This window comes from Bradyrhizobium sp. ORS 285, from assembly GCF_900176205.1.
GTDB lineage: Bacteria > Pseudomonadota > Alphaproteobacteria > Rhizobiales > Xanthobacteraceae > Bradyrhizobium.
The window spans coordinates 3,415,333-3,435,935 of sequence record NZ_LT859959.1; the positions used below are offsets into that span (position 1 = coordinate 3,415,333).

12 protein-coding genes and 1 tRNA gene are annotated in these 20,603 nt (G+C 65.6%); 7 read left to right on the plus strand and 6 right to left on the minus strand.

Annotation, left to right across the window (positions count from 1 at the left end; genetic code table 11):
- Positions 1–91: 91 nt before the first annotated feature.
- A complete protein-coding gene (locus BRAD285_RS15315) occupies positions 92–829 on the minus strand; it encodes an FkbM family methyltransferase (RefSeq protein ID WP_006610463.1) in 738 nt (245 codons plus the stop codon).
- A 714-nt stretch (positions 830–1,543) separates the two neighbouring features.
- On the opposite strand from BRAD285_RS15315, the gene BRAD285_RS15325 reads away from it, so the two are divergent.
- On the plus strand, positions 1,544–1,921 hold the full coding sequence (locus BRAD285_RS15325) for a hypothetical protein (RefSeq protein WP_035645203.1): 378 nt from the start codon (positions 1,544–1,546) through the stop codon (positions 1,919–1,921).
- Positions 1,922–2,050: 129 nt separating this feature from the next.
- Here the strand turns inward: BRAD285_RS15325 and BRAD285_RS15330 are convergent, their stop codons facing one another.
- From BRAD285_RS15330 to BRAD285_RS15340, 3 genes are all read right to left on the minus strand, one after another.
- The gene (locus tag BRAD285_RS15330) at positions 2,051–3,670 is read right to left on the minus strand and encodes a PAS domain-containing protein (protein WP_371507713.1); all 1,620 of its coding nucleotides are present in this window, start codon (positions 3,668–3,670) and stop codon (positions 2,051–2,053) included.
- A 410-nt stretch (positions 3,671–4,080) separates the two neighbouring features.
- Positions 4,081–5,097 (minus strand): outer membrane protein, encoded by a 1,017-nt coding sequence (locus BRAD285_RS15335; RefSeq protein ID WP_006610460.1) that lies wholly within the window; start codon positions 5,095–5,097, stop codon positions 4,081–4,083.
- A 289-nt stretch (positions 5,098–5,386) separates the two neighbouring features.
- A tRNA-Arg gene (locus BRAD285_RS15340) sits at positions 5,387–5,463 on the minus strand.
- A 463-nt stretch (positions 5,464–5,926) separates the two neighbouring features.
- On the opposite strand from BRAD285_RS15340, the gene BRAD285_RS15345 reads away from it, so the two are divergent.
- The 6 genes from BRAD285_RS15345 to BRAD285_RS15370 all read left to right on the plus strand — a co-directional run bounded on the left by BRAD285_RS15345 (position 5,927) and on the right by BRAD285_RS15370 (position 17,139).
- Positions 5,927–11,161 (plus strand): alpha-2-macroglobulin, encoded by a 5,235-nt coding sequence (locus tag BRAD285_RS15345; protein WP_006610459.1) that lies wholly within the window; start codon positions 5,927–5,929, stop codon positions 11,159–11,161.
- 101 nt (positions 11,162–11,262) lie between these two features.
- Positions 11,263–13,383, plus strand: coding sequence for a penicillin-binding protein 1C (gene pbpC, locus BRAD285_RS15350; RefSeq protein ID WP_035645196.1), 2,121 nt, complete (start codon positions 11,263–11,265; stop codon positions 13,381–13,383).
- Positions 13,384–13,434: 51 nt separating this feature from the next.
- Entirely contained in the window at positions 13,435–15,177 is a 1,743-nt protein-coding gene (locus BRAD285_RS15355) for a glycosyltransferase family 39 protein (protein WP_006610457.1), read from the plus strand.
- Positions 15,178–15,969 carry a phosphatase PAP2 family protein gene (locus BRAD285_RS15360; RefSeq protein WP_006610456.1) on the plus strand — a complete coding sequence of 264 codons (792 nt, stop codon included), beginning with the start codon at positions 15,178–15,180 and terminating at the stop codon, positions 15,967–15,969.
- Between the two features lie 94 nt (positions 15,970–16,063).
- Positions 16,064–16,801, plus strand: coding sequence for a glycosyltransferase family 2 protein (locus tag BRAD285_RS15365; protein WP_006610455.1), 738 nt, complete (start codon positions 16,064–16,066; stop codon positions 16,799–16,801).
- The gene (locus BRAD285_RS15370; RefSeq protein WP_035645206.1) at positions 16,801–17,139 is read left to right on the plus strand and encodes a lipid-A-disaccharide synthase N-terminal domain-containing protein; all 339 of its coding nucleotides are present in this window, start codon (positions 16,801–16,803) and stop codon (positions 17,137–17,139) included. The genes BRAD285_RS15365 and BRAD285_RS15370 overlap by 1 nt, the downstream gene beginning before the upstream one ends.
- Before the next feature lie 221 nt (positions 17,140–17,360).
- Here the strand turns inward: BRAD285_RS15370 and BRAD285_RS15380 are convergent, their stop codons facing one another.
- Complete coding sequence (locus BRAD285_RS15380) at positions 17,361–19,055, minus strand: Na/Pi cotransporter family protein (RefSeq protein ID WP_006610453.1); 1,695 nt, start codon at positions 19,053–19,055, stop codon at positions 17,361–17,363.
- Between the two features lie 116 nt (positions 19,056–19,171).
- On the minus strand, positions 19,172–20,365 hold the full coding sequence (gene metC, locus BRAD285_RS15385) for a cystathionine beta-lyase (protein ID WP_006610452.1): 1,194 nt from the start codon (positions 20,363–20,365) through the stop codon (positions 19,172–19,174).
- Positions 20,366–20,603: the final 238 nt, after the last annotated feature.

Below are 20,603 nucleotides of genomic sequence, written 5' to 3' on the forward strand. Positions count from 1 at the left end.
CGCGGACTGGCAGTGAGCGTTCGGGTTGGACTATTCGGACAATTGGCCATGACGGCGGCCGCGAGCTTTACTCACAGGCAACAGCCGTCGCTCACGAGGCGTGCGCGTCCACGCTCCGGAACACGAAGTTGTTGCAATAGTCCTTGCGCTTCCAGAACCATTCGCCGTCGGCGCGCTGGTGAACCTCGGGATCGAACGCCGACAGCGGCAGCAGCCGGCCGCGGTCCAGGAATTCGCCGCGATAGCCGAGGCCGAGCAGCAGTGCGAAGGTCTGCCTCACCCGGTCGATCGTGGCGAGGCGGCGGTCGCATTCGACCACGAGCAGGGGCCGGCAGCGGCGCAACGTGCGCTCGGCGCCGCGCAGCACGTCGAGCTCGGCGCCTTCGACATCGATCTTGATCGCGGAGACATGCCCGGTCGCGGGCAGGTAATCGTCGAGCGCGACGGTCTGCACCGCGATCGGCTTCGACCTCTCGGCGGGTTGCAGCAGCGATGCCCCGGGCTGATGTCCCTCGGGCACGAACAGCGTCTTGCGGCTGGTGCAGGAATAGGCGGCGCGCGGCTCGATCACCACGTTGTCGAGCGCGAACTGGCTGCACAGCCGGGTCAGGCCGTGGGCGAGGTCCGGCTGCGGCTCGAAGGCGATCACCCGCCCGGGCGCGGACCACCGCGCCAGCCAATACAGGAAGCTGCCCTTGTTGGCGCCGACGTCGCAGACGATGTCGCCCGGCCGGATGTGGCGACGCAGCTCGGATAGCTCGGTCCGATGGTCGCGCAAGCGCGAGCGCAGGAGCCGGACCAGAAACCGAGATGCTTCGTGCTTCGCCAAGACTGTCCCCCCAAGACTGGCTCTCAAGCCCACGTTGGTCCAGGACGGCGATGCGTGTTTGCACGTCCAGCCTGCCGCACGTGGACGCGGTCAGACATGAATGCCGCGCGCGGCGGCACCGTGGCGTCACGATGGCAAGGCGTGGCGGGGACGAGGCGACTGCGAGGGCGAGCGGCAACCACCGCGTTCGCGGGGACAGCTCGTAGTGAGAGTGCCCGCTCAACGATCCTGCCCGTTAGTGACTCCGTCCTGCCCTGGCTTGTCCCGGGCATCCACGTCGTTCTCAGCATGCCGGACGACGTGGATGGCCGGGACGAGCCCGGCCATGACGATGAAAGAGACGAGCACAAGGCAGCGAACGTCACATGCGATCGCCTTGCGGCCGGTGCCATGGGGGCATGCAGCACCAACACGTGATTGCGAGCAGCGAGCGACTTCGGACCCCCAGGCCCGAATGAACGGACCAGGACGCTTCTGAAATCGCGAACTCGCCCTTGCGCCGTCGGGCAAATCAGGTGTCTTATGGCACCCTGCCTTTGATCGTCGCCCGTCCGCGACGGCGCGCGTCAGGCTCCTCCCTCACATCCATCATCCGGTTTCGACAACGCTGGTGTCCGCGGTTGCGGCTCGGCGTCGTCGGCGTTGCCGCGTCGGCCGGGAGCCGCGCCGTGGCCACGCGTCCGTGCAGGCTCCCAACTCGACTTGAGGATTTTCATGGAAAAGATCGTCTCCAACAACAACGTCTCGACCTTTGCGGATGACACCCAGATCGTCGTCGTCAACGCCGCCGGCACGTCGGCCGCGACCGCGGCCGGCGTCAACGTGCCGAACAATTTCAGGCGCGTGATCATCGTGGTGAACCGGGTGGACGACAGCAACTACGCGGTTGCGCTGGGGAGCGTCGCCGTTCCCGGGCAGGAGGTCGAGATTCATCCGGTGGGCGGCGACATCGAGGTGTTCCCGGCGAGCATCCCGACCTTCAACCAGCACTTCCTCGACGGCTCGTCGTCCTTCGTGACAGCCCGCGGCGCCGCCCTTCGCGGCATCTCCAGTCCGGCAGTCTGGCTGAATGCGTGGTCGCGAATGGGATGATGACGTGGGAGCCTAGAGCGGCCCGGTCAATCTGAAGCACTGGCCCGGCCTGCGGAGAAGTCCGCGGGCCGGGTCTATATGGTTCATCTTCCAACGAGCCTCACTCAGCAGGCTCCGGAGAGAACATCGTCACGCTGCGCGCGAAGAAAGAGCCTGAGCTTCAGACGCAGCGCGCGCCATGCTCGATGACATTTCGCTGGTCACGGTGCTCTGTTCTTCCACGGCTGCTGCGGTCGATGTGACGTATTCGCTCACGTTCTGGATGGCCTGCTTGATCGATCCGAGGGACGTGACCACCCCTCCCGAGATGTTATTGAGGCTCTCGATCTCGTGCGAGATCTTGTCGGTGGCGTTCTTGGCTTGGGTCGCCAGGTTCTTCACCTCTGAGGCGACGACCGCAAAACCTTTTCCTGCTTCGCCGGCTCTGGCCGATTCGATCGTCGCGTTCAGAGCCAACAGATTGATCTGGCCGGTGATGCTGTGAATGAGCTCGACGATCCCGCTCATGGCCTGGGAGGCGTCAGACAATCGGTGAGCCTGGGCATCGGCGGCTGCCACGCGATCGACCGCGCCCATGGCGGTCTCTCGCGACTTCGTCATGGCTTCAGCGATCTCTCGCACGGAGGCATTGAGCTCTTCGGCGCCGGCTGCGACCGATTCCATCATCGCGCGGACGCGCTCGTTGCCCATGCGGACGAACACCTGCCGGGTGACGTCGGTCGCATACTTCACGACCTTGAAGGGGCGTCCGTTGAGATCGAGGATCGGGTTATAGGACGCCTGGATGTAGATTTCCTTGCCGCCTTTGCCGACGCGCTTGTATTCGGCCGCTTGATACTGGCCGTGATTCAGGTTCGTCCAGAACTCGCGGTAGGCCGGACTGTCCCGCTCGGAGGCTTCAACGAACATGCTGTGATGCTTGCCCTGGATCTCCGGCAGGGTGTAGCCGACCGCGTGCAGAAAATTGCTGTTGGCCGTGATGATCGTGCCGTCCATGTTGAACTCGATGACGGCCTGCGACTTGCCGATCGCCTCGATCTGGCCGGCGAGATCGGCGTTCTTGAGTTTCTGCGCGGTGACGTCGGTCGCGAACTTGACCACCCCGACCGGCCGGCCGGATGCGTCGAGCACCGGGTTGTAGCTGGCCAGGATCCAGACCTCGCGGCCACCCTTGCCAAGCCGCTTGTATTCGCCTGATTGATACTCGCCGCGATTGAGTGCGGTCCAGAACTCGCGATAGGCCGGGCTGTCACGAAGCTCCGGTTCGACGAACATGCTATGATGCTTGCCCCGGATCTCGTCGAGCCGGTAGCTGAGCGCAGCAAGGAAGTTGTCGTTCGCACCGACGATGGTGCCATCCAGCTTGAACTCGATCACCGCCTGGGCGCGATCGATGGCCGCCAGCTTCGAGTTGGCGGCCATGCTCGTCATCTGCTTCTCGGTGATATCGGTCGCAAACTTGACCACCTTCACCGGCTTGCCCGAGCTGTCGAGCACCGGATTGTAGGACGCTTCGATCCAGATCTCGCGACCGCCCTTGGCGATGCGCTTGAACTCGGCAGCCTTGAACTCACCGCGATTCAGCGCGGCCCAGAACTCGCGGTAAGCGGCGCTGTCACGCTCGGAGGGCTCCACGAACATGCCGTGGTGCTTGCCCCTGATGTCGTCGAGCCCGTAACCCAATGCATCCAGGAAGTTCTGGTTGGCGGTGATGATGGTCCCGTCCATCCGAAATTCGATGACGGCCATGGCGCGGTGGAGAGCCGCGAGCTGCGCTTCGGCATCCGAGCGCGCATTCGAACGAAACAGCACTTCAAACTCCCAACGGTACTTGTTCCCAAGGTCCAGCGCTCCTGATGAGCTTGTCCAGACCGAGAAGCTGGCGGGAGAATTGATGCAATTTGTTCGACGACCGTTAATCGGGCTGCATAAATCAGACTATTCCGTAATTCTACGACTTCCGTGGCGCAGGCCTTTGAGCGTGCACGTCTGAGCGCTGCCATGCTCTAGCATATTTCGTTGGTCACTCTGTTGTTTCACCGCTGCTGCTATCGAAGTGACGTATTCGCTCACGTTCTGGATTGCCTGCTCAATCAGAGTGAAGTGACGCCGGTTGAAGTGCCGGCTTCCCAACTGAGGCCGGCTCCGGGCCGCACCGCTTATTGAAGTGGATTGAGCGCATACGCGAAGCCGATGCGGCCAGATTGCATCGAGTGGTCAAACTGGGTCGACCGAGAATAGGTTTGCGACGACGGGCTAGATATGAATGCAAACTGATCCTCGGTCCGCGCCTTCTCGAATTTTGTGTAACGATATTCGGCCCGGACTCGCCAGTTTGAACCTATGCTCCGTTCAATTCCGATTCCGCCTGTCGGTCCGTTCACCCAAAACGTCTCTTTCGGCTGGAGTAAGGGATTGTCCGTGATATTTCGCGCCTCGAATTGTGCGAAGGTCCATCCACCGAGTCCGTAGACGAGGGTGCTCTCATCCAGGAGGACGCCGGCTCGCACCAATGCAGAGCTCATCCACCGCGATGATACCTGGGGCCGGTAGTTTGCGCTCGCCGTGATTCCTGTCGGCCCGTTTTGATCGAAATAGGTTAAGGAGCGGGTGCCCGAGGAGCTGAAGTTCAGGTCGGACATGCTGGCTTCGAGTTGGCCTCCGATGACAAAGCGCGACCACTGCACATCCGCGCCAGCAAACACGTCGATAAAGCCTCCGGCGCCGCTTGTTGGACTTGTGACACCAGACGTGTCGTAGCCGTTCAGGAAGCCCGGACTCGATAACGCGTTTCGCTCACTTAAGGAGGTCGACGATCGGGTCGCTGCGCCGCCTGCAGAGACTCCCCAGAAGACGCCAGTCCAATCCGACGAAGGTGCGCGGAAATGTTCCGGTGCCGCAACTTTGAGCGGTCGATCCGGCGTCGTCATTCGCTCGGACCCGGCAGGGGTAAGCCCCTCGGAGTGACGCTGAACGCCCGCCAGTCTGCGTCTGTAATTGCGGTTCTCGATTTCTAGACTGGCGACCCGCGCCTCCAACGCAGCAAGTTTTTCCAGAACCCGGCTTGTATCCGCCTCACCCGCGAAGGTGGGGGCACTGCCGCTAATTAGACCCAGGGAACACAACGTTGCCACCACACCAAATCGCCGCCCCATAGCAAGCCCCTTGAGCATCATGAAAGGTGAGATCTAAGCGGTAGAAAGCGCCGATAGCAATCTCGACGAGCAAAGAAGTCCACACGAGCCGTGTGCCTTGAGAAGCCGGTCTTGAGCGCGTCATCTGCCCGCGGTCGCGCAACGCCTTCGCTTCACCCCAAGGAGCGCGGGGGCAAACATCGTACTCCTCCACGATGGTGAGGATCACCGGCATTGTTTGAAACGGATCGATTTGACGATCGCATTCGGATCGATAGTCAGGATGCCGTAGACGAACGCCGGCAGCGGGCGATCGTCGCACAAGCCGACGTGGCGATCCCAGCAGGACTCGAACCTGCAACCCGCGGAGTAGAAATCCGCTACTCTATCCAGTTGAGCTATGGGACCGTCGTCTCGACGTGACCGGCCGTATGTGAACGGACCTGCCGGCCGATTTACGGAATCGGCGCCGGCGGGCGAGCCAGCCCGGCGCCGAAGTCCATAGCACGGGTCATATGAAAAATCTTTGGTTTCGCCAAGAGTGAGCGAACCGGGAACGGGGCGGCGGCGACCAAGCGGAGGCGGAGGAGGGTCATCTGGCCCCGTTCGCCCGCCGGAGGCGCCCTGACCGGGGCGTCGCGGCCTTTGCCGGTATGCCATGCGCTGTGAATTGCCGTTGATGAACAGAAGTTTTGAGACCGCGCGCCGGGCGGATGACCGCGGCGGCGTCCCGCGGCCGTGGCGGCTGCAACCGCTGCCATCAGTCCGTCACCATTTCGCGTCCATTCTCGCCACGAATCGGCCAAACACGGGCACCCTCTCGGGGGTGCCGAAGAGCCGCCCCCATCGCCTTGCCCCAAGGAGCTGTCCCATGATCGGTCTGGTTCGCGCCGCCGTCGTCTGCGCCGTCATGGCGCTTGGCCTGGTCTCCGCAGGCTCCGCCGCGCTGGCCGCCGACAAGGCGTTCAAGCGCGACGATCTCGCGGATGCCGCGATCAAGCTGGAGGCCCAGATCAAGAGCGAGGCGGGGGCGGTGAATAAGCCGCTGGCGACCTTGCGCACCGACGCCGACGCGGCGCTGCGGCGCAACGATCTGCGCACCGGATTGCAGATCCTCGGCCAGATCGCGACCGCGGCGCCCGAGGATTCCGTCAACTGGCTGCGGCTGGCGCGCACCGTGCTGAACCAGATCAAGCCGATCAACACCTCCGAGCAGACCTTCCTGCTGGAGCGCGCCTCGACCGCGGCCTATCTCGCCTATCAGCGCGCCGGCAATGCCGGCGAGGAGGCGGATGCGCTCGCGGTGCTCGGCAAGACCATGGCGGAGCGCAAGTTGTGGCGGCCGGCGCTGGATACGCTGCGGATGTCGCTGGAGCTGCGCGAGGTCGCCGATATCAGGGGACAATATGAGCGGATGCGCGACGAGCACGGCTTCAAGCTGCTCGACTACACGGTGGATTCGGACTCGGCGAGCCCGCGCGCCTGCTTCCAGTTCTCCGAGGATCTCGCCAAGCGCACCGACTTCTCGCCCTTCGTGGCGCAGGCCGGCAATGACAAGCCGGCGCTGACCTCGGAGGACAAGCAGCTCTGCGTCGAGGGGCTCAAGCATGGCGAGCGCTACAACATCAATCTGCGCGCCGGCCTGCCGTCAGGTGTCAAGGAGAGCCTGCCGAAATCGGCCGAGTTCAACATCTATGTCCGCGACCGCAAGCCGTTCGTGCGCTTCACCGGCAAGGCCTACGTGCTGCCGCGCACCGGGCAGAAGGGCATTCCGCTGGTCAGCGTCAACACGCCCGCCGTCAACATCCAGGTGTTCCGGATCGGCGATCGCAATCTGATCAACACCGTCATCGACAGCGACTTCCAGCGGCCGCTGTCGAGCTACCAGCTCACCGATCTCGGCAACGAACGCGGCATGAGGGTGTGGAGCGGCGAGCTTTCGACCGCGATGACCCTGAACCAGGACGTCACGACGGCCTTCCCGGTCGACCAGGCGCTCAGCGACATGCAGCCGGGCGTCTATGTGATGACGGCGGCGCCGAAGGGCGGAGCCAGCGGCAACAGCGACGAGGACGGCGGTGGCCAACTCGCGACGCAATGGTTCATCGTCTCCGATCTCGGCCTCGCGGCCTTCTCCGGCAATGACGGCATCCACGTGTTCGTCAACTCGCTCGCGTCGACCGATCCGGTGGCGCGCGCCGAGGTGCGGCTGGTGGCGCGCAACAACGAGATCCTGGCGACGCGCAAGACCGACGAGGCCGGCCACGTGCTATTCGAGTCGGGGCTCGCGAAGGGCGAGGGCGGGCTGTCGCCGGCGATGCTGACGGTGTCGGGCGATAAGGCCGACTACGCCTTCCTGAGCTTGAAGACCTCGGCGTTCGATCTGTCGGACCGCGGCGTTGCCGGCCGCGAGGCGCCGGCCGGGCCGGATGCGTTCGTTTATTCGGAGCGCGGCGTCTATCGCTCCAGCGAGACGGTCTATCTCACCGCGCTGCTGCGCGACGGCAAGGGCAATGCCATGACCGGCGTGCCGCTGACGCTCGTCGTCGAGCGCCCCGACGGCGTCGAATTCCGCCGCGCCGTGCTGCCCGACCAGGGCGCCGGCGGCCGCTCGCTCAGCGTGGCGCTGAACTCGGCGGTGCCGACCGGGACCTACCGCGTGCGCGCCTTCACCGATCCGAAGGGGGCGGCGGTCGGCGAGACCACCTTCATGGTCGAGGACTACGTCCCCGAGCGGCTGGAATTCGATCTGTCGTCCAAGGACAAGCAGATCAAGGCTGATGCTCCGGTGGAGGTGAAGGTCGACGGCCATTTCCTCTATGGCGCGCCCGCCTCCGGCCTGCAGCTCGAGGGCGACCTGCTGGTGACGACCGCGTCCGAGCGCCCTGGTTTTCCGGGTTATCAGTTCGGCGTCGCCGACGAGCAGAGCGCCTCCAACGAGCGCACGCCGATCGAGGGGCTGCCCGAGACCGACGACAAGGGCGCGGCGACGTTCCCCGTGAGCCTGCCGAAGCCGCCGTCGTCGAGCCGGCCGCAGGAGGCGCAGATCTTCGTGCGGATGGCGGAGACCGGCGGCCGCGCCGTCGAGCGCAAGCTGACCGTGCCGGTGGCGCCGAATGCGGCCCAGATCGGCATCAAGCCGTCGTTTACGGACAAGAGCGTCGCCGAGGGCGACAAGGCCGAGTTCGACATCGTGTTCGTCTCGCCGGAGGGCAAGACGCTGGCGCGCAGCGGGCTGCGCTACGAGCTCCTGAAGATCGAGTCGCGTTATCAGTGGTACCGGCAGAACTCGTACTGGGAATACGAGCCGGTCAAATCAACCAAGCGCGTCGGCGATGGCGACGTCACGATCGCGGCGAACAAGCCGGCGCGGCTGAGCTTTCAGCCGGAGCCCGGGCGCTATCGGCTCGACGTCAAGTCGGCCGACGCCGATGGGCCGGTGACGTCGCTGCAGTTCGATGTCGGCTGGTACACCGAGGGCAGCGCCGATACGCCGGATCTGCTGGAGACCTCGCTCGACAAGCCGCAATATCAGTCGGGCGACACCATGGTCGTCACGGTGAATGCGCGCACCGCGGGCAAGCTGACGGTCAACGTGCTCGGTGACCGCCTGCTGACGACGCAGACCACCGAGGTCAAGGAAGGCACCAACCAGGTCAAGCTTGCCGTCGGCAAGGACTGGGGCACGGGCGCCTATGTCGTGACCACGCTCCGCCGTCCGCTTGATGCGGCCGCGCAGCGCATGCCGGGCCGGGCACTCGGCGTCGCCTGGTTCGGCATCGACAAATCGGCGCGCACGTTGAATGTCGCGCTGACGCCGCCGGCGCTGGTCCGGCCGGGCTCGGCGTTGAAGATCCCGGTCAAGGTCGGCGGGCTCAATCCCGGCGAGGACGCCAAGATCGTGATCGCCGCCGTCGATGTCGGCATTCTCAATCTCACCAACTACAAGCCGCCGGCGCCGGACGATTATTATCTCGGCCAGCGCCAGCTCTCGGCGGAGATCCGCGATCTCTATGGTCAGCTGATCGACGGCATGCAGGGCTCGCGCGGCCAGATCCGCTCCGGCGGTGACTCCGGAGGAGCCGAGCTGCAGGGCTCGCCGCCGACACAGAAGCCGCTGGCGCTGTATTCGGGCATCGTCACCGTCGGTCCCGATGGCAATGCGGAAGTGAGCTTCGACATTCCCGAGTTCGCCGGCACGGCGCGCGTGATGGCGGTGGCGTGGAGCGCGACCAAGGTCGGCCGCGCCAACATCGACGTCACCGTGCGCGATCCCGTGGTGCTGACCGCGACCTTGCCGCGCTTCCTGCTGTCGGGCGACCGCGGCACGCTGTCGTTCGACGTCGACAATGTCGAGGGCGCGCCCGGTGACTATGTCGTGGCCGTCAAGGCGAGCGGGCCGGTGAAAGTGTCCGGCAATGCCAATGTGACGCTGAAGCTCGCCGCCAAGCAGCGGGGGTCATCGACCTTGCCGCTGGATGCCTCGGGCACCGGCACGGCGCAGCTCGATGTCGACATCAAGGGGCCGAATGGGCTTGCGCTGGCGCGGCATTATCAGCTCGACGTCAAGCCGGCGACGCAGGTGCTGGCACGGCGTTCGATCCGCACCTTGGCCAAGGGCGAGAGCCTGACGCTGACGTCGGACATGTTCAGCGATCTCGTGGCGGGCACCGGCACGGTGTCGCTGTCGGCGGGGCTCTCGACCGCGCTCGACGCGGCGACGATCCTCAAGGCGCTCGACCGCTATCCGCATGGCTGCTCGGAGCAGATCACCAGCCGCGCGATGCCGCTGCTCTATGTCAACGAGCTCGCCGCCGGCGCTCATCTGGCCATGGACACCGAGGTCGACCAGCGCATCCGCGACTCCATCGATCGCCTGCTGGCGCGGCAGGGCTCGAACGGCTCGTTCGGGCTGTGGTCGGCCGGCGGCGACGATCCCTGGCTCGATGCCTATGTGACGGACTTCCTGACCCGGGCCCGCGAAAAGGGTTTTGCGGTGCCGGACGTGCTGTTCAAGAGCGCGCTCGACCGTGTCAGGAACTCGGTGGTCAATGCCGAGGAGCCGGAGAAGACCGGCGGCCGCGATCTCGCTTACGGCCTCTACGTGCTGGCGCGCAACGGCGCGGCGCCGATCGGTGACCTGCGCTATCTCGCCGACACCAAGCTCGGCAATCTCGCAACGCCGATCGCCAAGGCGCAGCTCGCGGCGGCCCTGGCGCTGGTCGGCGACCGCGCCCGCGCCGAGCGGGTCTATGGCGCCGCCGCCGACAGCCTCGCGCCGAAGCCGGTGCTGGTGTTCGGCCGCACCGACTACGGCTCCGACCTGCGCGATGCCGCCGCGCTGGTGTCGCTAGCCGGCGAGGGCAACGCGCCGCGCGCGACGTTGACGCAGGCGGTGGCCCGTGTCGAAGCGGCGCGCGGGCTGACGCCGTACACCTCGACGCAGGAGAATGCGTGGATGGTGCTGGCGGCGCGCGCGCTCGCCAAGGAGACGCTGGTGCTCGACGTCAACGGCCAGGCGGTGAAGCAGGCGCTGTACCGCAGCTACAAGGCGGCGGAGCTGTCGGGCCAGCCGCTGAAAATTACCAACACCGGCGAGGCGCCGGTGCAGGCGGTGGTCTCGGTGTCCGGCTCGCCGCTGACGCCGGAGCCGGCGGCCTCCAACGGCTTCAAGATCGAGCGCAGCTACTACACGCTCGACGGCAAGCCGGCGGACATCAAGATCGCGAAGCAGAACGACCGCTTCGCCGTGGTGCTGAAGGTCACCGAGGCCAAGCCGGAATATGGGCACATCATGGTGTCGGACTATCTGCCGGCCGGGCTCGAGATCGACAATCCGCGCCTGGTGTCGTCGGGTGACAGCGGCACGCTCGACTGGATCGAGGACGGCCAGGAACCCGTCAATACCGAGTTCCGCGACGACCGCTTCACGGCCGCGCTCGACCGCGCCGCCGACTCCAAGGCGGTGTTCACGGTGGCCTATGTCGTGCGCGCGGTGTCGCCCGGCAAATACGTGCTGCCGCAGGCCTATGTCGAGGACATGTACAATCCCTCGCGCTATGGTCGCACCGGGACGGGCTCCGTGGAGGTCCGCGCGGCGAAATGAGCGAGGGTGGGACCAGCGATGATGGACGCACGACGGAACTCCATTCTCCGTCGTCATGGCCGGGCTTGACCCGGCCATCCACGACCGCACGCGAGGACGGCATGGATGCCCGGGTCAAGCCCGGGCATGACGAAAGGAGAGGGCGCGTCGCAAAACGTCTCGCGGCGATTGCCCTTGCGGTTGTTGCGGCTGTGGTCGTTTTCGTCACCGTCTACACCATCTCCCTCGGCCCGCTGCCGCTGCAGGAAGCCAAAGCCATCTCCACCACCGTCGTCGATCGCAACGGCAAGCTGTTGCGCGCCTATGCGATGGCGGATGGACGGTGGCGGCTGCCGGTGGGTGCGAGGAAGGACGTCGATCCGACCTATCTGAAGCTGCTGTTCGCCTATGAAGACCAGCGCTTCTACGAGCATCACGGCGTCGATCCGCGCGCGCTGGCGCGCGCGGCGATCCAGCTCGGCTCGCACGGCCATATCGTGTCCGGCGGCTCGACCATCACGATGCAATTGGCGCGGCTGCTGGAGCCGCGGCGGCAACGCTCGCTGCATGCCAAGCTCCGGCAGATCGTGCGCGCGCTCGAGCTCGAGCGTACACTCAGCAAGAACGAGATCCTCGATCTCTATCTGACGCTCGCGCCTTATGGCGGCAATCTCGAAGGCATCCGCTCGGCCTCGATCGCCTATTTCGGCAAGGAGCCGAAGCGGCTGTCCCTGGCGGAGGCCGCGCTGCTGGTGGCGCTGCCGCAGTCGCCGGAGACGCGCAGGCTCGACCGCCATCCCGAAGCCGCGCGCCGCGGCCGCGACCGCGTGCTCGACCGCATGGTGTCCGAGAACGTGATCTCGGCGGAGGAGGCCGCGCAGGCCAAGGCGCAGCCCGTGCCCGTGTTCCGCAAGCCGATGCCGATCCTGGCGCCGCATGCCGCCGACCAGGCCACCGCTGTCGTCAAGGACCAGCCGATCATCCGTCTCACGCTGGATGCCTCCTTGCAGAAGGTGCTGGAGCCCCTGGCGCGCGACCGCGCGACGGCGTTGGGACCAAACATCTCGGTCGGCATCATCGTCATCGACAATGACAGCGGCGACGTGCTCGCCCATGTCGGCTCGGCCGATTATTTCGACGAGAAGCGGGCAGGGCAGGTCGACATGACCCGTGCCGTGCGCTCGCCGGGATCGACACTGAAGCCGTTCATCTATGGCCTCGCCTTCGAGGACGGTTTTGTGCATCCGGAGAGCCTGATCGAGGACCGGCCGGTGCGCTTCGGCTCCTATGCGCCGGAGAATTTCGACATGACGTTCCAGGGCACCGTGCCAGTGCGCAAGGCGCTGCAACTGTCCCTGAACGTGCCGGCGATCGTGCTGCTCGACCGCGTCGGCGCCAGCCGGCTGTCGTCACGGCTGAAGCAGGCCGGCGGCAATCTCGTGCTGCCGAAGGACGAAGCCCCGGGGCTCGCCATGGGCCTCGGCGGCGTCGGCGTAACCTTGCAGGACCTCGCGCAGCTCTACGCGGGCTTTCCGCGCCTCGGCACCACCCGGCCGTTGCGCGAGATCATGTCCGCCGACGGCAAGGACGATTCGCGCGAGCCGATGCGGCTGATGGATCCCGCTGCCGCTTGGCAGGTCGGCAACGTGCTTATCGGCACGCCGCCTCCGGAGAATGCCGCGCGCAACCGCATCGCCTTCAAGACCGGCACCAGCTACGGCTATCGCGACGCCTGGTCGGTCGGCTTCGACGGTCGCATCACGATCGGCGTCTGGGTCGGCCGTCCCGACGGCGCGCCGGTGCCCGGCCTGATCGGCCGTGTCTCAGCGGCGCCGATCCTGTTCGATGCCTTCGCCCGCTCGGGCAAGCTGCCGGCGGCGCTGCCGAAGCCGCCCAAGGGGGCGCTTGTCGCCAACAATTCAAAGTTGCCGCTACCGCTGCGCCGGTTCCGTCCGATCGGCGAACTCGTGCGCACCGGCGCGGAGCAGGCGCCGCACATCCAGTTCCCGCTGAACGGCTCGCGGATCGATGTCGACCGCTCGGCCGGGCCCGAGGCCTCGGTGATGCCGGTGAAGGTCTCCGGCGGCGTGCTGCCGCTGACGATGATGGTGAATGGCCTGCCGGTCGGCGAGATCGACAGCCGCCGCCAGCGCCTGATCGATCCGCCCGGGCCGGGCTTTGCCCGCCTCACCGTGATCGACGCCACGGGCGCTGCGGACACAGTTGTGGTCAGAATCCAGTGACCGTTCGCTAAGCGGTTGTCGGCATGGCGGTTTCAGCGTATTCGGAACCCCATGGTCGAGACCTATGCCCGCCCCCGTTTTGGAGAGCCGCGCGAGCCGAAGAACCTGGTGAATCCGGGCAATCGGCTGGTGCGGATGATCGATGCCGTCACCGTGAGTCATGCCAGGGCGGTCGCGTTCCTGGCCGTCTGCGGCCTGCTGCTGTTCCTGCCCGGCTTCTTCACCATTCCGGCCATCGATCGCGACGAGGCGCGCTTCGCGCAGGCGACTAAGCAGATGGTGGAGAGCGGTGATTACGTCGACATCCGCTTCCAGGACGACGTGCGCTACAAGAAGCCGGTCGGCATCTACTGGTTGCAATCGGCCGCCGTTGAGACCGCCTCGGCCATCGGACTGCCGCGTGCGCAGCTGCGCATCTGGGTCTATCGAATCCCCTCACTGATCGGCGCCATCGGCGCGGTGCTGCTGACCTATTGGACCGCGCTCGCCTTCGTCACGCGGCGCGGTGCGGTGTTCGCCGCACTCCTGATGTGCTGCTCGGTGCTGCTCGGCGTCGAGGCGCGGCTTGCCAAGACGGATGCGATGCTGCTGTTCACCGTGGTCGCCGCGATGGGCGCGCTGGCGCGCGTCTATCTGTCCTGGCAGCGCGGCGAGGATCCGGAGCATCCGCCGTGGGGACCGCCGGCGATCTTCTGGACAGCGCTCGCGGTCGGCATCCTGATCAAGGGCCCGCTGATCCTGATGTTCGCAGGCCTCACCATCATCGCGCTTGCGATCATGGACCGCGGTGCAGGGTGGCTGTGGCGTCTGCGCCCCGTCTGGGGCCTGATGTGGATGCTGGTGCTGGTGCTGCCCTGGTTCGTGCTGATCTTCCTGCGCGCCGGTGACACCTTCTTCGCGGACTCCGTCGGCGGCGACATGCTGAGCAAGATCGGCGCTCAGGAGTCGCATGGCGCGCCTCCCGGACTGTATCTGCTGCTGCTGTTCATCACCTTCTGGCCAGGCGCGCCGCTGGCCGCGATGGCCGCACCCGCGGTGTGGCGGGCGCGGCGGGAGCCCGGCGCGCAGTTCCTGCTGGCGTGGCTTCTGCCGTCCTGGATCGTGTTCGAGGCGGTGCTGACCAAGCTGCCGCATTACGTGCTGCCGCTGTATCCGGCGATCGCGATTCTCACCGTCGGCGCGCTGGAACGGCGCGTGCTGTCGCGGTCCTGGCTGCGCCGTGGTGCGGCCTGGTGGTTCGCGATTCCTGCCGTCACCTCGGTCGTCGCGGTGATCGGCGCAATCGTCGTGACGCACCAGCCGGTGTTCCTGGCCTGGCCGTTCGTGGCGGCGTCACTGATCTTCGGTCTGTTCGCCTGGTGGCTCTATGACGACGGCCGCGCCGAGCGCTCGCTGCTGAATGCTGCCGTGGCGGCGATGTTCCTCGCGTTCGTGGTCTATGGCGCCGTGCTGCCGGCGCTGACGCCGCTGTTCCCGAGCGCGGAGATCGCACGCGCCTTGCGCAACGTCGTCTGTGTCGGACCGAAGGCGGCCGCGGCCGGCTTCCACGAGCCGAGCCTCGTCTTCATGACCGGAACCTCGACGCAGCTGACCGACGGCTCCGGTGCCGCCGACTTCCTCAGCCAGGGCACCTGCCGCTTCGCCCTGGTCGAGCAGCGCACCGAGCGTGCGTTCGTGCAGCGCGCCGAAGCGATCGGACTCCGCTACAACGTCGCCAAGCGGATCGACGGCTACAACATCTCGCAGGGCCGCCCGGTCTCGATCGCGATCTATCGCTCGGAGGGCACCGAGTAGATGTCGGCGCCCGAAACGTCCTCGCCCTCGTCAGCCTATTTCTCTCAGCTCGCGCTGGTCGGGAAGTTCTCGCTCGGCCGGCTGGTGCGCCGGCCGCAGACGGCGCCTGATGCCGCGAGCCGGCAGCGTCTTTGGCGCGGGCTTCTCCTGGTCTGCGGCATCGGTCTCGGCACGATCCTGGTGCTGATGGTCGGCTTTGACGCCTACGAGATCGGCTTGATGCCCGCGCGTGGCACGCCGAGCCTGTGGCCGGTGCGGATCATCACCGAGTTCGGCCAGGATGAATATGTCCTCGGTCTTCTTGCGGTCGGGGTGGTCGTGACGATCCTGATCGCGCCGCTGTGGCCCGAGGCCACGCGCAGCCGCCTGCTGAACTTCGCGACGCACGTCCAGTATCTCTTCTTCGCGGTGCTGACCTCGGTGCTCGCGGCCCAGGTGCTGAAATACATCATCGGCCGCGGCCGGCCATTTGTCGGCGGCAAGGCGAACGCCTTCAACTTCGACCCGTTCAACGGCACGCCGGCCTATTTCAGCATGCCCTCGGCCCATGCTGTGACCGCCTTAGCGCTGGCTTTCGCCGTCGCCGCGGTCTGGCCGCGGCTGCGCATTCCGATGTTCATCTATGCCGTCATCATTGCGCTGAGCCGGCTGGTGCTCCTCGCCCATCATCCGAGCGACGTCGTCGGCGGCGCCGTCGTGGGCCTCGCCTGCGCCATGCTGGTCCGCTACTGGTTCGCAGCGCGTCGGCTCGGTTTCCGCCTGTCGAAGGACGGTCGGATCGTACCGCGCTAGGGGGTTGCGAGCGGGGCCCAAGCCCCATAATAAGCCCCCGCCGCCGCAGTGCCGGGCAGGAACCGGTCCAGTCACGCCATCACGAGTCCCGATCTTGTCGACCGAAACCCCCGTTGCCGTCTCCATCGTCGTTCCCGTGCGCAACGAGGCCGGCAACATCACGCCGCTGATCACCGAAATCGCGGCCGCGCTCGACGGCCTGTGGCCGTATGAGATCATCTACGTCAATGACGGCTCCACCGACGACACCGCGCAGCGGCTCGCCGACGAGATGGCACGGCGGCCGAACCTGCGTGTCCTGCGTCATGAGACGTCGTCAGGGCAATCCGCGGCCGTCCGCAGCGGCATCCGCGCAGCCCATGGCGGCATGGTCGCCACACTCGACGGCGACGGCCAGAACAATCCCGCGTTCCTGCCCGACCTGATCGCCGCGCTCGAGAAGGGCGGTGCCGGCGTCGGCCTCGTGGCGGGCCAGCGCGTCGGCCGCAAGGACACCGGCTTCAAGAAGCTGCAGTCGCGGATTGCCAACAAGATCCGAAATGCGGTGCTGAAAGATGGCACGCGCGATACCGGCTGCGGCCTCAAGGCGGTGCGCCGCGACGTGTTCCTGATGATGCCTTATTTCGATGGTCTGCACCGCTTCCTGCCGGCGCTGGTGCGTCGTGAGGGCTACGACATCGCCTATATCGACGTGATCGACCGTCCGCGGCATTCGGGCGTGTCGAACTACGGTTTCTTCGACCGGCTGTGGATCGGGATCATGGATCTCGCCGGCGTGTGGTGGTTGATCCGCCGCAAGAAGCCGACGCCGGTCGCGATCGAGGTGACATGATGCTGATTCAATTCGGACAGGCGTTCAGCAACTATCTCTACGACATCTTCATCGCCAAGTTCGATTTCTGGCTCGTGTTCGGCCTCGCCGCGCAGCTCGCTTTCGCCGCGCGATTCCTGGTGCAGTGGATCGCCAGCGAGCGCGCGGGCAAGAGCGTCGTGCCGCTCGCCTTCTGGTTCTTCTCGATCGGCGGCGGGCTGATGACGCTGATCTATGGCCTCGTCAAGCGAGAGCCGGTGATCATCTTCGGCCAGCTGCTGTCGAACGTCATCTACGTCCGCAACGTCATGCTGATCTTCAAGAACCGCCAGAAGGAATCGCAGACGCTCAGCAATTGAGCGGGGCGGCCGTGACCGGCCGCTGTGCCCCTGGGCGCAGGCACGGCGATCGCATATGGAAGTCCGGAGCTATTCCGGCGAACGATCCTGCCGACCAGTTACTCCGTCATGCCCGGGCCTGTCCCGGGCATTCACGTCGTGCTCAGGACGCTGGACGACGTGGATGGCCGGGACAAGCCCGGCCATGACGGAACGAAATCATTCGCCGTCTGCCAAAGCGCTCAGCGCGGCAGCGGCTGGGCTGATGCCGATGGCAGAGCGACGGTCGTTGTGCTGTCCACCACTTCACTCCGGCGGGTCGACACCTGTCCCGCCGCATCCAGCACCGGATAGGCCACCGAGCAGATGTGCGAGTGGATTCGCCGGAGGTCGCGCAATACATCGAGATGCAGCGAGGTCGTTTCCAGCGTCTCGGAACGCCCTTCGCGCAGCCGCTCCAGGTGCCGCTCCGTCGCAGCGAGTTCGGCGTTGCGCAGTTCGGCCTTCTGGTCGAGCAGCCGATGCGCCTGCTGGGCGTCGCCCGACATGAAGATGCCGAAGGCGATGCGCAGCGATTCCATGATCTGGCGATGAAAGGCCTGCAGCTCATCGGCGCCTTCAATCGAGAACTGGAAGCGGCGCTTGATCTTCTTGGTCGCGAGTTCGCTAAGGTTCTTGTCGATGATATCGCCGATATGCTCGAGGTTGATCGCAAGCGAGATGATTTCCATCGCACGCTTGCCCTCGCGATCGTCGAGACTGCCGCGCGTGAGCTTGGTGATGTAGAGTTTGATCGCCTCATCCAGCCGGTCGACGATGTTGTCCGTGCGCGAGACCTGATCGACGAGGCCGCGATCGTTCGTCATCATCGCGGTCATGACGTTACGCAGCATGGTCTCCACCAGATCGCCCATGCGCAGCGCTTCGCGCGCGGCGTCGGCAAGTGCCAGTGACGGCGTTTCCAGCGCGGTCTCGTCGAGATAGCGCGGCTTCGCCGGATCGACCTCGGCCTGACGGTCCGGGAACAGCCGGACCAGCAATTTCTCCATGCCGCCGAGCAAGCCGATGAAGACCACGGCCGTGCCGAGATTGAAGGCCATGTGGAACTGGGCTGTGAGCTTCGACAGGTCCGGCTGCCAAAGCTGCAGTTGCGCGGCGAGCGGATGCAGGAACGGCGCGATCAATGCAACGCCGATGATGCGGTTGAGGAGATTTCCGACGGGCAGGCGATAGCTCGCCGGATTGTCGCGACGCGCACCCTCAAACACCGGATTGACGGCGCTGCCGAGATTGGCCCCGAGCACCAGCGCCAGCGCCGCATCGGGCGTGACGAAATGCGAATAGGCGAGCGACATCACGAGGAGAACGCTGGCGACGCTGGAGTGCACGATCCAGGTGACGATCGCACCGAAGATGATGCACAGCGTGACGTCGGCCGTGATCGCTTGCATGAACACCCGCATCGCAGGCGCCTGTTCGGCAGGCGCGAGGGTGTCGATCAGGATGTGCAATGACAGCAGCATCAGGCCGAGGCCGATGGAGACCCGGCCGAGATCCTTGATGCGCGATCGCGGTCCGCTGCGGAACGCCACCAGCCCGAGCACGAACAGCACCGGCGCGACGGCCGCGACATTGAACGACAGCACCTGGACGATCAGCGTGGTGCCGATATTGGCGCCGAGCATGATCGCGAGCGCCGGGATCAGACCGACGAGGCCTTCCGCCGCAAACGACGTGGTGATCAGCGCCGTCGCCGTGCTGCTCTGGAGCAGGGCGGTCAGGCCGAGACCGGCCGCGAGCGCGCTGAAGCGGTTGCGTAGCGCGTGCGACAGCAACAGCCGGAGATCCGGTCCGAACGCGCGCAGGATGCCGCTGTGGACCATGTGAAGGCCCCACAGCAGCAACGCGACGCCGCCCATCAGATCGAGCAGAACCATGATTTGCGTTTGTTCCCACGTGTGTTCGGGCGAAAGCTACGCCCAATCGGCGCGGGATCAACGTCAATTTGTCGCCTCGGGTTGCTCGAATGGGCAGCGCTCTGCCCATGCGAGGGCTAGGCTGCATTGAACGCGGCAAATCCGCGGTCGAGGTCGGCCTTGAGATCCTCGGTGTTCTCCAGGCCGATGTGCAGCCGCAGCGTCGATCCGCCGGGCGTCCATGACGTGGCGGTCCGGTAGCTCGTGCAGTCGAACGGGATCGCGAGACTCTCGAAGCCGCCCCAGGAGTAGCCCATGCCAAACAAGGTCAGCGTGTCGAGCATGGCGTCAACGGCCGCCTGCGGCTTTGGTTGCAGCACGATGCTGAACAGGCCCGAGGCGCCGGTGAAGTCGCGCTTCCAGATCGCGTGGCCGGGATGGCTCTCGAGCGCCGGATGCAGCACCTCGATCACCTCGGGGCGCGCGGCGAGCCAGCGCGCCATCTCCAGGCCGGACTTATGATGCTGCGCCAATCGCACGCCGAGCGTGCGCACGCCGCGCAGGGCCAGGAACACGTCGTCAGGGCCGGCGCAGACGCCGAGCAGGCGGATGCCCTCGGAAATCAGCGGCCAAGCCTTCTCATTCGCCGAAATCGTGCCGAACATGATGTCGGAATGGCCGCCGATATATTTGGTCGCCGCCTGCATGCTGATGTCGACGCCCTGGTCGAGCGAGCGATGGTAGAGCGGCGTCGCCCAGGTGTTGTCGTCGATGACCAGCGCGCCGTGGGCATGCGCGACCGCTGCGATCGCCGGAATGTCCGGCATTTCGAACGACTGCGAGCCCGGTGCTTCGACAACCACGGCGCGTGTATTCGGTTTGAGCAGTTGCTCAATTCCTGTGCCGATCAAAGGGTCAAAATACGTCGTCTCGACGCCATAACGCGCCAGCATGCCGTTGCAGAAATTCCGCGTCGGCCGGTAGATGCTGTCGCACACCAGCACATGATCGCCGGCCTTGAGCACCGACAGCAGCGTGGTCGAGATGGCCCCGAGGCCGGATGGTGCGATGCCGACGCCGGCGCATTGCGGCCCTTCGAGCGCCATGAGCACTTGCTGCAGCGCCTTCGTGGTCGGGGTGCCGTGACGGCCATATTGGTATTCGCCGCGGTGCGCGTGCAGGTCCTCAGCCGTGGGATACAGCACGGTCGAGCCATGAACGACCGGGGGATTCACGAATCCGTGCTGCGCCTTGGTGTCCCGCCCCGCCGTCACCAGCCGCGTCTCGACGTTTTGTCGCACCGCCGCAGCGGGATCGTTCGATGATGCCATCAGTGTGTCTTTTCTCTTGAAACCGTGCTGGGATAGCTCAAATCAGGCGGGACTTAGGTCGTTAATAACAGAATGCAGAACAGGGCCGTCAACCCCTTGACCCGGACCGCCAGTCGTTCTGTGATGCCGTCGCAATTCGATCGCTGCACGTTGAGGGGCTTGCCGCGATTTCCGCTCGATCATGCATGCACGGCTCCGTTGTGCATGGTGCACGCCATATTCTTGGTATGGCGTTTGC